General features: G+C 46.8%; 9 protein-coding genes. 5 read left to right on the plus strand and 4 right to left on the minus strand.

Going from position 1 to position 10,779, the window contains the following annotated elements; genetic code table 11:
* Window positions 1–40: 40 nt before the first annotated feature.
* From BBG47_RS22285 to BBG47_RS22295, 3 genes are all read right to left on the minus strand, one after another.
* Complete coding sequence (locus BBG47_RS22285) at window positions 41–724, minus strand: zinc metallopeptidase (protein ID WP_021253222.1); 684 nt, start codon at window positions 722–724, stop codon at window positions 41–43.
* A gap of 47 nt (window positions 725–771) precedes the next feature.
* Window positions 772–1,224 carry a helix-turn-helix domain-containing protein gene (locus tag BBG47_RS22290; RefSeq protein ID WP_021253221.1) on the minus strand — a complete coding sequence of 151 codons (453 nt, stop codon included), beginning with the start codon at window positions 1,222–1,224 and terminating at the stop codon, window positions 772–774.
* 220 nt (window positions 1,225–1,444) lie between these two features.
* Window positions 1,445–2,653 carry an MFS transporter gene (locus BBG47_RS22295; protein WP_021253220.1) on the minus strand — a complete coding sequence of 403 codons (1,209 nt, stop codon included), beginning with the start codon at window positions 2,651–2,653 and terminating at the stop codon, window positions 1,445–1,447.
* Window positions 2,654–2,824: 171 nt separating this feature from the next.
* On the opposite strand from BBG47_RS22295, the gene BBG47_RS22300 reads away from it, so the two are divergent.
* Window positions 2,825–3,298 (plus strand): TlpA family protein disulfide reductase, encoded by a 474-nt coding sequence (locus BBG47_RS22300; RefSeq protein ID WP_254659891.1) that lies wholly within the window; start codon window positions 2,825–2,827, stop codon window positions 3,296–3,298.
* A gap of 163 nt (window positions 3,299–3,461) precedes the next feature.
* Here BBG47_RS22300 and cimA read toward each other — a convergent pair whose 3' ends face one another.
* Complete coding sequence (gene cimA, locus BBG47_RS22305) at window positions 3,462–5,075, minus strand: citramalate synthase (protein WP_065293553.1); 1,614 nt, start codon at window positions 5,073–5,075, stop codon at window positions 3,462–3,464.
* Window positions 5,076–5,364: 289 nt separating this feature from the next.
* On the opposite strand from cimA, the gene BBG47_RS22310 reads away from it, so the two are divergent.
* From BBG47_RS22310 to BBG47_RS22325, 4 genes are all read left to right on the plus strand, one after another.
* Window positions 5,365–6,672, plus strand: coding sequence for a DNA polymerase IV (locus BBG47_RS22310; RefSeq protein ID WP_065293554.1), 1,308 nt, complete (start codon window positions 5,365–5,367; stop codon window positions 6,670–6,672).
* Between the two features lie 115 nt (window positions 6,673–6,787).
* Window positions 6,788–7,021, plus strand: a complete 234-nt coding sequence (locus tag BBG47_RS22315) for a ferredoxin (RefSeq protein WP_021253216.1) — start codon at window positions 6,788–6,790, stop codon at window positions 7,019–7,021.
* A gap of 264 nt (window positions 7,022–7,285) precedes the next feature.
* Window positions 7,286–9,142, plus strand: a complete 1,857-nt coding sequence (locus tag BBG47_RS22320; RefSeq protein ID WP_065293555.1) for a CHASE2 domain-containing protein — start codon at window positions 7,286–7,288, stop codon at window positions 9,140–9,142.
* Between the two features lie 92 nt (window positions 9,143–9,234).
* Window positions 9,235–10,779 (plus strand): FecR family protein (locus BBG47_RS22325; RefSeq protein ID WP_175400613.1); only part of this gene is annotated, 1,545 nt, incomplete at its 3' end.

The raw sequence follows: 10,779 nt of genomic DNA on the forward strand, positions 1-10,779 counted from the left end.
GGGGCTCTTCGATTCTTGGATCATTGGCTCACGTTCGAGATTAGTCGTTGCGATTTGTAAAGATCATAATGTACTTCAATAGCTCCAGTACAGAAATGGCAGCTGCTGCAACGTAGGTTAATGCTGCTGCGTTAAGAACCTTCGCTACGCCACGCTCTTCTTCGTTCGTTACGAATCCTTCAGCGATCATCAGATCGCGTGCGCGTCTGCTTGCATCGAACTCAACTGGCAAGGTAACAAGCTGGAACAATACCGCAGCAGAGAAGAAAATAATCCCTAACAGAATCAAATTGCTCCATTGGAAGAGGAAGCCTGCGATCAACATGAAAGGCGCAATACCAGATGAGAAATTAACTAATGGGAACATGCGATGGCGCAAAACAAGCATCGGATAGGACTGCTGGTGCTGAATCGCATGGCCGATCTCATGGCATGCCACTGAGATTGCAGAGATTGAGTTCTCATAATATACGGGCTCGGACAAACGTACAACACGGTTAATCGGGTCGTAATGGTCAGTAAGCGCACCTTGAATCGGCTCGATTGGAACATCATGCAGGCCATTCGCGTCCAGCATGCGGCGCGCTGCCTCGTAACCGGTTAGACCACTCATTGCTCTTACTTGAGCAAAGCGTTGAAAGGTTCCTTTAACGCGGAACTGCGCCCAAATTGAGAGCCCAAAAGCGATTAGAATCAAGAAATCCATCGGGTGAAAAAATAGCATGTACAAACCTCCTAAACATCAAGAGTACGGTCAAGCAGCAATCTAACTTACATCATAAAGTGATTGTTGCCCTTATCGATCAATGTGAGCAGTACCTCTACACAAGCCGCGCTTTGAGCTGCGAGACGATTGAACAATGACTGCGCTTGTGTTGGTTTGAGCTTATCCAGCATTGGGCTGAGTTCTTTTGCTTCACGTTCGAGCTTTTGCAAATGGATTTGCAATTCGGTAAGTCGTTCTTCCAATTCACGTTCTGCAGTCACGCTGTTCAATTGCGAGAAGTAAAGCTTGATTTCATCGAGACTATACTTTTCTTGTTTTAATTGATTAATACGTTCGATTCGTTCAATCGTTTCATGACTGTACAGACGATAGTTTGTATTTGTGCGCTTCACCGGTTCAATCAGGCCTATCGTCGTGTAATAGTCAATCGTTCGTTGACTTACATTCGCGGCGCGTGCCAGCTCTCCGATTCGTATTAACTTGTTAGTAGCCCCCATCGTCATCACCTCACTTATTCATTCTATGATACAAGATTGCAAACCATACAGTCAAACGTTATGGTTCTGAAATTCCTGTTTGAACATGGCATTTATATGACAATTTACATTCTTTCCTGGAGCAGGGTTCAACTTAGCGAGAAATGGAAGAAAGGAGCGGCCATAGAATGGTGTCCGCTCCGAGACTTCGCTTATCTTATTTAGGGGATGATGGGAATGATCATTGAACCTTCGCATCCGGCTTAATAAAGAGACAGACGAGTACAAGGGCAATGATGGATAGAGCTGTCACCGAAATAAAAATGATCTGATGCGACTTGCTCATCATCCAAGTGAACAGGGGAGGACCCAGGGCTACGCCGAAAAATCGCAGGCTGCTGTATAGCGATGTAATCATTCCGCGCTCAGCCTTCTCCACGCTGCCCGTAATCATCGTATTGAGACAAGGCAGCAGCATGCCAGTACCTATACTACTTATTGTAATTAACGCAATAAACCAATAGACCTGCTTATGGAACATAATGGTGAGTCCCAATGACAGAGACATAAGAACAAGCCCGATGATCATCATTCTCCGGATAAGTATGCCGTTCTTCTTGATTACGCTGCCTGTGATAAATGCAGTCGTTACGATGCCAAGCAAAGGGATTGCTAGTACAAGACCCTTCACAACGCCTTGGATGGAATACGGCTTTTCCTCTAATATATCGGATAGATAAATCAAAATGCCAAACAAAATGAATAAGGCGAGCGACCCTGCAAAAAATGCGGGGATGAGCCATCGTCCCATTTTCTTAAATATGGAGCCGACATTATGCAAATAAGTTTTGAGTGGGGTTGGCTCCTTTTGGCGTTTGGGCTCTTTAATGAGCCAGATAATGGCCACAAGCGAGAGCGCGCAAAAACATGGGAATGCAAAAAAAGGAGCGGTCCATGTCCAGAGAGCAAGCGCAGCGCCAAGAATCGGACTAATAACTTTGCCAGCTCCGTTCGATGCTTCAATTAAGCCCATGGCTTTGCTCTCTTCGGCATCCTTATACAAATCCCCTACGAGAGCCATGGCGATAGGTGCAGTTCCTGCTGCACCCAAGCCTTGAACTGCTCGTGAACTAATGAGCAGTGGATAGGAGTTCCACAACGCGCCAAGGCCAGTGAACACCCCGGCAATCCCATAGATGAGAAGACCAGGTATGATAATCTTCTTGCGGCCATAGCGATCGGATAAGTATCCAGCGACCGGGATAATAATGGCGGCAGACAGTGAGAACAAGGTGATGATGAAGCTTGTCTGCAGGGAAGTTAATCCGAGATTGCGCTTCACCTCGGGCAGAATGGGCACGAGCATGGAATTGCCCAATACCATAACAAGCGGGACAGTTGCTAACGCTGCATATTCAATCCATAATGGCCTTGATTGTTGGGATGCCATATATCATCTTTCCTTCGCGAGTAGTCATATTTCAATTCGTCGTTACTGTGCCCGCATAATTAGGTTGGCATACGTAAGTTTGCTCAGAAAGCTATTGTGGGGAATCGTATTTTTGCTGGAAAAAGGGTACAATATGAACACGGAACAAGACGCGAACAAGGAGAATCAAAAATGAAAAAAAGTCTAATATTGCTTGTAGTGAGTGTTGCGCTCATTGGAATCGCGATATGGAACAATTACGATAAGTCAGACACTACCGCCTCCATGAATGACACACCGACTAAGATTGGCGGACAAGTAGGGCAGTTAGCACCGTCCATATCACTGGATGTGCTTGGCGGTCAGAATCCGATTACAGTTGGTGGCAAGCAGGATAAGCCGATTTTTGTAAACTTCTGGGCTTCATGGTGCGATCCATGCAAGGCAGAGGCACCTGATTTAGTGAAGCTGCATGATAAATACAAGGATAAGCTGTTGATGGTATCGATCAATGTGACCGCTCATGATACGGAGGAAGGAGCCAAAGAATTCGTGTCTGCCTTTGGATTGACGAATCCAGTGCTCTTGGATACCGCGGGGAAAGCTTTCAAGGCGTATAACGGAATTGGATTTCCTACCAATGTATTGCTGGATAAGGAGGGGTAATCCGGCAACGTTACGATGGCATAAGACCTCCAGCTGAATTAGAAAAAGCGATTCAACAAGTCATAGAGGAATAAAAAAACGAAAAACGAAAAATGAAAACAGCCGTAACCTCTTCATTAAAGTGGTTATGGCTGTTTTCGTATTCCGGATATATCGCATTTTATTAGTGATTGACGAGTCCAACTTGTTCTTTGCGTTCAGCGGATGTAGCGACTTTCTCTTGACCGATGAGTGCATAACGAATACTGTCAATAAGTGCTTCCCAGCTCGCTTCGATGACGTTGCTGGAGACGCCAACCGTACTCCACGTATTGCGCGAGTCTGTTGATTCGATAAGCACGCGTACCTTGGCAGCCGTCGTATTATTCTCATCAAGCACCCTTACCTTGTAATCGGTGAGGTGCATGTCGGCGATGGAAGGGTAGTGACGGCTCAGTGCTTTGCGCAATGCGCTGTCGAGAGCGTTCACAGGACCGTTGCCTTCTGCAGCCATGTAGATCGACTCGTCATCAATTTGCAGCTTCACAATCGCTTCCGATACAACGGAGCGTAATGAAGATTTTTCAACTAGTATTTTGAAAGACTCGAATGTAAATGGATCTTCGGCTTGACCTGTGGCCTGGCGCAACAACAGCTCCAACGAGGCGTCAGCACCTTCGAATTGATATCCCTGATGCTCAAGCTCCTTGATTTTCTCCATGATGGCCCTCGTTTCAGGCTTCGTTGGGTCAAGCTCATAGCCCAATTGTTGTGCTTTGGATAGTACATTGCTCTGGCCTGCTAGTTCTGAGACGAGAATTCGCTGCTTGTTGCCAACCAGCTCAGGCACGATATGCTCGTAGGTACGGGCATCCTTCATAATCGCGGACACGTGGATTCCACCCTTGTGGGCGAAGGCTGCATTGCCGACATAAGGCTGATTCACAGGCATCGTGACGTTGGCAATTTCACTGATATAGCGTGCAGCAGGCGTCAACGATTGTAGTTGCTCTGCGTCAACACAAGAATAGCCCATCTTCAATTGAAGTGTTGGGATGATCGAGCACAAGTTGGCATTGCCGCATCTCTCGCCATATCCGTTAATGGTGCCCTGCACTTGGGTAACACCCGCCTCTACCGCAGCAAGTGTGTTCGCTACAGCAAGCTCACAATCATTATGAGTATGAATGCCGAGCTTCACTTGGACGTGATTGTGTACGTCACGAATAATACTGCCGATCTCGCCAGGAAGCGTTCCGCCATTCGTATCGCACATAACGACCCAATCAACTCCGGCTTCTTGCGCCTTGCGTAGTACAGCAAGCGCATATTCTGTATTGTTCTTGTATCCGTCGAAGAAGTGCTCAGCATCCAACATGACTTCAAGCCCTGCTCGCTTCAGATAGGCGATGGAATCATAGATCATAGCTAGGTTCTCATCCAGCGTAGTTTGCAGCGCAGTGTGTACGTGGAAGTCCCATGACTTCCCGACAAGCGTTGCGGCAGGAACGTTTGCTTCGATTATCCGATTAAGGTTCGAATCCTGTTCGGCCATTGAGTCTTTGCGGCGAGTGCTGCCGAATGCTGTTAGCTTCGCATTCCATGAATATGCCGCTACTCGTTTGAAAAATTCTATATCCTTGCCATTGCTGCCTGGAATGCCGCCTTCAATGTATGTGACGCCAAGCGCATCAAGTTTGCGCGCGATCTTGATCTTATCGTCTGCAGACAAGCTAATCCCTTCGCCTTGGGTGCCGTCGCGAAGTGTAGTGTCAAAAATAGAAATGACTTTCGACATTCTCGGAACCTCCTTCAGTTTTGCAAGGATGAATATGGAAATAACTATTTCCCTATTATAGCACTGCTTTTTTGCTTGTATAGACGTATTTTCATAAATGAATCACTGTTTTTTTTTCAACGGGAGTCTTGAATGAGGCTTGCAACCGATCAGAGATATCGGTAAGCTTAGGAATAAGGAAGAACAATTGTTCGAATAGATGAATTGATCGATTAATAAAGCTGTATATATTTTACAATTAAATTATGGATGAGAGGTATCATTAATATGTTAGGAAGGAGGACAGTGTATGAACGAGAACGAAACCTCGCGTGATAACATACAACAATATTATCCGACCAAGGGTCGCGTCATTCTGCATCTCGATATGAATGCCTTCTATTGCTCTGTACATGCCGCAGAGGAGCCGGAGAAGTATCTGGGGAAGCCAACAGCGGTTGCAGGAAGTATGGAATTGCGCAAGGGGATCATTGTTACTTGTTCTTATGCAGCCCGTAAGCTTGGTATTCGAACAGGAATGCATGTGAAGCAGGCGATGCGGCTATGTCCTCACTTGATTGTCATTCGTCCAGATTTTTATTTATATCGGAAGTACTCGAGAGCCTTCATAGACATTGCACGCAGCTATACCCCACTGGTGGAAGTGGTATCGATTGATGAGTGTTATATGGATATTACTGGATCCAAAATATTCGGAACACCACTCGATATCGCGAACGAACTTCAGACACGAATCCGGGAAGAATTAAGTTTGCCTTGCTCTATAGGTGTCGCGCCTAATAAGCTGCTGGCGAAGATGGCCTCTGATATGAAGAAGCCAAACGGCATAACGATCCTTCGAATCCGAGATGTACCTCAGCAATTGTGGCACAGGCCATGCGGGGAGTTGTTCGGCATTGGGCGGAAGACTGCAGATAAGCTGTCACGGGCAGGAATACGAACCATCGGAGAGCTTGCTCATGCTGATGAGGAGCGACTTGTTTCTTTATTTGGCATACAGGGACATTGGATGAAGCAGGCGGCACATGGTTTGGACGACGGGCAGGTGAAGGCGGAACGCGAACAGAGCAAATCGATCGGTCATACGACCACTTTGCCTAGGGATGTGGAATCGAAGGAAGAAGTAAAAAGGGTTCTGCTGAACTTGGCTGATCAAGTTGCTCGTCGGATCAGGAAGCAGAAGTTGATGGCGCAAACGGTGCAGCTTACGATTCGTAACCCGGAAATGAAGACGATTACGAGGTCGAGCACGCTTCAAGGGCCGACAGATGATGCGGACATCTTGCTGGATGAAGCATGGAAGCTCTATGAACGACATTGGACTTCAGGCAGCCCTATTCGACTGCTGGGGATTACGGGTCAAAATCTAGTACCGAAGCAAGAGGCAGCCGTTCAGTTGGATCTGTTCGACTTCGAGCGGCAGCCGAAGCGGGAGCAATTGATAGAGACGATGGATCGGATTCGAGATAAATATGGAGAGAATGCGATTGTTACGTTAGGAATGATAGGGGATGATCCATCCTCGTTGCTTCGCAACCATCGTGTACGAGGGACTTCACTCCAGACGGATACGCTGCATGAATCAGGCGGCGAATAATAATTTCCAAATCATTTAAAAAAGTTGGAAATCGTTTGAATTCCAAGCTTGTTTGTATTATATTGATAACGGAGGAACCAAGAAGATCTGTAACATTACAGGAGGGAACTAACCAATGGCAAAATATACTTGGGTTGATAAAGACACATGCATCGCTTGTGGCGCATGTGGAGCTACTGCACCTGACATTTACGACTACGACGATGAAGGTATCGCAGAAGTTATTTATGAAGGTGACAACAACCAAGGGGTAACCGCTATCCCTGACGATCTGTTCGACGATCTGCAAGATGCTGCAGATGGCTGCCCAACAGATTCTATTAAGATTGCGGACGCACCATTTAACTAACCTACTGCAAGCAGTATACTCACATAGAGAGAATACCTACACGATCCCCGCGCCTCCCGCGGGGATTTTATTATATCTGCTCACCCCATCTAATTACTGCGTCAAAGCAAAAAAAATTCGCAAAATTCGACAAAATTCAACTTGAAATTGCCCATATCATCGTATACGCTCATACAATATGATAGATTAAATATAGCAGAGTATATCAAACTGTAACTCTCAATATATGGGTTCATGCCTTCAAATGAAGCAGGTGATATCGAAATGAAAAAATTTGCCGTCCCGTCATTGGTTGTTATGATACTGACGATGGTTACGGTATATGGGTATAGTAATGGAACTGGCGGCGTGTTTCATATGGCGGAGCAGGCATTTCGTGATGCCTTGCGTACGAAGAGTATTGAAGAACGCCAACCAGATGATCGAATTAAGATGATTACGATTGATGAGCCTTCCTTGGCACAGATGGGCTCTTTCCCATGGCCACGATCCCATTATGCTGAATTAAGCGCGAAGCTGATGAAGGCTGGAGCTAGGGCGGTCATCATCGATATACTTATGCTAGATCCTTCCCAGAATGAGAGGGACGACCGAACCTTATCTGAGCAATTGAATACATACCCAACCATTTATTTACCCGTGCAAGTATCCCTTCTTCCCTTACAGGAACATGCGGATTCCCTTCGGGCGGAAAGTGTGGAACGGCCTCCATCCTCCATTCAAGTTGGTGAAAGTCAGCTTGGACATGTGAATGTACTGCCTGATGGAGATGGTGTTATCCGCAAAATCTGTCTTGGCATTCCGGATGAGCGGGGAAATATGATTCCCTCGATTGATATTTTAGCGGCGAATCAGCTACTGCCGGAAAATGAACAGATTTCATGGGATGAGACAAGTGGAACATGGTATAGAGGAGCGAAGCGAATTCCAACTGATAATCGTGGGCAAGCTGCTTTTGATTATTTCTCTTCTATATATGGAAGCAGTGAGGAGGACGTGGACGGATATGACCGTCAGTCATTCGCTGATGTATGGAATGGCACGGTTGATCCTTCTTATTATAAGGATTCTGTCGTGCTGATAGGTCCATATGCTGCGTCTTTGAGCGACCGGCATATGACACCACTTAGTCGATCCATGACATTGTATGGTGTTGAGATTCACGCGAATATGGTTCAATCCCTGGTAGAAGGCCGCTTCTATAAGGAAGCGCCAATCGCATGGAACGTCCTTGCCTTGTTCATTGGCATTGGTGCCGTAGTCTGGAGTGCATCGCGGATTCGGGGAATTCGAGGGGCGGCAGCTGCTATAGGCATCGTCTTGGTATTTACGCTCGTATGGATTGGGATTTACGAGAGCGGATCGGTCTTCATTCCTTACTTTACCGAATTGTGTGGAATGGGGGCTTCTTATATTCTCATTGTAGCTTACCGTGGTCGGGAGGAACGGAGAGCAAGACAGCATGTTGAAGATCTATTCGGCAGATATGTATCACCCTCCGTGGTAACGAAGCTGTTGGAATCACATGAGCCCGTTAAGGCAGGTGGGGTACGCACGGATATTACAGTGATGTTCATTGATGTTAGAGGATTTACCCCATTGTCAGAACGATTGGCACCAGAGTCAACGCTTCAGCTCTTGAATCAATATTTGCATCTGTGTGCTGACACGATATTTAAGCACAATGGGACATTAGATAAATTTATGGGTGATGGCGTTATGGCGATCTTCGGAGCTCCATATCACCTTGATAATCATGCGGATCATGCAGTGCGTGCCGCATTAGAGCTTCAGCGCTGTGCTGAGGAATTGCGTGCACGGCTAGCGAAAGGTATTGAGCTTAGTGATCGATTTGGGATCGGCATTGGCATTCAGAGTGGGGAAGCGATTGTGGGCAATGTTGGTTCAGAGAAGCTACGCTTGGACTACACGGCGATTGGAGATAGCGTCAATGTGGCTTCACGCTTAGAATCAAGGGCTTTACCAGGGCAAATCGTGGTTGGGGAAGGTACGTACGTGCGAATATGCAATCGCTTCGACCTGGCAAAGATTGGACCCCTCCAATTAAAGGGGAAGTCCGAAGAAGTAATGGCATATGAAGTGTTATCAGAACGAGAATGAGTCAGAACGAAGGGGATCCGTCAGTATGTTCATGCTGACGTTGTCTGACACCTGAATTATATGTGATGTAAGGAGAGCATGGAGGAATGCAAATGAAACGCTTGTTGCAAAGCAGCCTCGCCTGTATGGTTGTATTTTTCACTCTATTTGGAACTGGATCATGGGGAACCGTGTACGGTGCAGAGGCTCCTGCCAAAGCTGTACGAGTAGGTGTTGTGAAGGAATGGAAGGGCAGTGTATACGTAACGAAGGCAGGAGGGGACAAGGCGATCCAAGTGTTCAAGAAGATGAGCATAAATCAAGGTGATCGTCTTCTCACGGGAGATAAATCACGCATTGTTATTCAATTGGCCGGTGGGGATAAAGATGATGAGCTGACCATCGGGGCGAGTGCAGATGTTAGTTTTACAGAACTAAAAAAGGACGGCGGTGTAAAAACACGCATCGGTGTATGGGCTGGCTCTGTATTTGCCAAGGTGAAGTCGATTGCGGGAACCGATGATCGGTTCGTCCTTGAGACGCCGACGACTGTTATGGCGGTGCGCGGAACACAATTTGGGGTTAAAGTGCATCCGTTCAATGGACTGACCCAGTTGTATGTTACAGCCGGTACGGTACGTACCGAGTACCCAATCAAGATAAGCAGCGATGCTGGTTCTCTTGACAATCGGCAAGGGACGAAGCTGGATTCAACATTCGGCAGAAGCAAGGTCGTAACGATAGGCCATCATGATGTATTTCCGGCACAGACTGCGGCGTTCTCGGAATCTGAGCAGGGCATTGGAATGAAATATGGATACGCGGATGCGATAACATTGCTGGATCAATGGGACATGGCCATTGTTCAGGCGATGATTGCGGGTGCGTCAGATGCAGAAGATGAGAATAAAGCGATGAGGACTCATTGGTTAGCGGAAAAGTGTGAAGCAGTACAAAAGCAGTTGCGCTCTTGTGATGCACTTCGATCGTATGGCTTGCTGCAGGGCATATACGGTGGGATTCTGCCGATTGGATCCATTCAGATGATCGGTGATATTTTGAACAGCGGCAAGAGTGAATCGATTCTGTTTGAGACTCGAGCAGCCCATAATGTAAGTAATTTTATTGCATATGTGGTTCGTACGGCGGTTGAACATGGCAAGCTGACCGAACAGGAGGCAAATCGGACTGGGCTGCCATGGAAAACAGCCAAGCTCAAGTTGACAAAGGAGGAAGGTCAGCAGCAGTCTCTCATACGTAAGCATGTTGAAGAACAGGTTAAGCTGGGAGAGCTCCAAGACAATGTGTTTCTTCCTAAGGAAGGAAACAATCACTCGCTTGAAGAGCAGCGGATGGCTGCGGAGTTTGAAGAGCTGGCCAAAATAGAAAAGAACTACGAGGACTCTCTTGGTTCGGAGCATGCAAAACAGCAATTTAAAGAAAATCTGCAAAATGCCCGCTTGGAAGTATGCCAGAATGCGTACGAAAACCGAGTTTGTCAGGAAGCGGACAAAAATAAAGGCGATACCCAGGGTGGAAAAATGAATCCTAATCCGAATACGCCAGATCCAAGTAAGCCGGATCCAAGCAAACCAGATCCGAAGCCAGACCCAGGCCCAGACCCAAAGCCAGATCCAAAACCAGATCCAAAACCAGAT

Origin of the sequence: Paenibacillus sp. KS1 (assembly GCF_001680695.1) — a bacterium.
Lineage (GTDB): Bacteria > Bacillota > Bacilli > Paenibacillales > Paenibacillaceae > Paenibacillus_B > Paenibacillus_B suaedae.